This window comes from Kitasatospora sp. NPDC093558, from assembly GCF_040683475.1.
Taxonomy (GTDB): domain Bacteria; phylum Actinomycetota; class Actinomycetes; order Streptomycetales; family Streptomycetaceae; genus Kitasatospora.
In genome coordinates, this window is sequence record NZ_JBFBDY010001381.1 from 1 (window position 1) to 1,073 (window position 1,073).

At 73.3% G+C, this 1,073-nt stretch carries 1 protein-coding gene and 2 pseudogenes; all 3 read right to left on the bottom strand.

Annotated elements, in window-relative coordinates:
- Window positions 1-221: pseudogene (locus tag AB0O00_RS41165) on the bottom strand (hypothetical protein); the annotation flags it as partial.
- Window positions 222-290: 69 nt separating this feature from the next.
- Complete coding sequence (locus AB0O00_RS41170; protein WP_363659767.1) at window positions 291-560, bottom strand: GlsB/YeaQ/YmgE family stress response membrane protein; 270 nt, start codon at window positions 558-560, stop codon at window positions 291-293.
- A 96-nt stretch (window positions 561-656) separates the two neighbouring features.
- Window positions 657-1,073, bottom strand: a pseudogene (locus tag AB0O00_RS41175) (ABC transporter ATP-binding protein); the annotation flags it as partial.

The window sequence follows — 1,073 nt, forward strand, 5'->3', positions numbered from 1 at the left end:
GGTGATGCCGGGCAGCAGGGCGCCGGACAGCTCCGGGGTGACGACCTTCGCGTCCTTGCCCTCGCCGAAGCCGGCGGCTCCTCGAACGAGGGGCGCACCTCGGTGAAGCCCTCGCGGGGCACGAAGCGGCCGGTCCGCCACGGCCCGTCCGACTCCTCGACGACGAGCCCGCCGGACAGTCCGTCGCCGCGCAGCAGCCGCCAGGTCGTCTCCAGTGTCATGTGAAAACCCTCCCGCCGGGCCCGACGGCCGGGCCCCGGCAGGAGTGTCGCACCTGGTACCGACAACCCCTAACGGTTGGGTCGCGATTTGGACCAAGCCGGCGAGACGAAAGCCACCAGGCCGACCGCGAAAGCGAGTTGGAGGATGTGCCGGATCCAGTCGATGCCCGAGGTGTGGCGCACGCCGATCCAGCCGGAGACCGCGTTGCCGAGCCACGCACCTGCGGCGCCCAGCAGCATCGTCAGCCACCACGGGATCGACTGCGGCCCGCGCAGGATGAGCTTGGCCAGCACGCCCAGCACGAAGCCGATGAGCAGAATCCACAGGAGCTGGAACATCGCAGTCCACCTTTCGGGCGGTGCCGCCCCCACCGGGGTCCGTCCCATGATCGCCCGATTCGTCCCGACGGGCATGTCGGAGGGCCGCGCCGCTGGTCAGCGGGCCGTGGAGGTGAGCGCGGCGCCCGTGCCGGGGTCGAAGACGTGCAGCCGGGCGGTGTCCACCCACAGCTCCAGCGGGCGGCCCTCGGCGGCCCGCGTGGCGGTGCCGATCCGGGCCACGACCTCGCGCCCGGCGCCGGGCCCGTTCTCGTGGCCGTCCGTGGGACCGTCCTCGGGGCCGCTCCCGCGTCCGTCCTTGGCGGTGAAGTGCACGAAGACGTCCGAGCCGACCGATTCCAGCACCTCGACACCCACCGTCACCGTCCGCCCGCCGCGCCGGTGCTCCAGCAGCGCCGCGTCCTCGAAGTGCTCGGGGCGGATGCCCACGACCACCCGGCGTGGCGCGCCGGCCTCCTCCAGCTGCCGCCGCAACCCGTCGTCGAGGGGCAGTTCGCCGAGCGCGGTGCGCAG

What these genes read in the sequence shown, in the direction of transcription:
- AB0O00_RS41170 (WP_363659767.1), bottom strand. Translation starts at nt 560, where the DNA reads ATGTTCCAGCTCCTGTGGATTCTGCTCATCGGCTTCGTGCTGGGCGTG.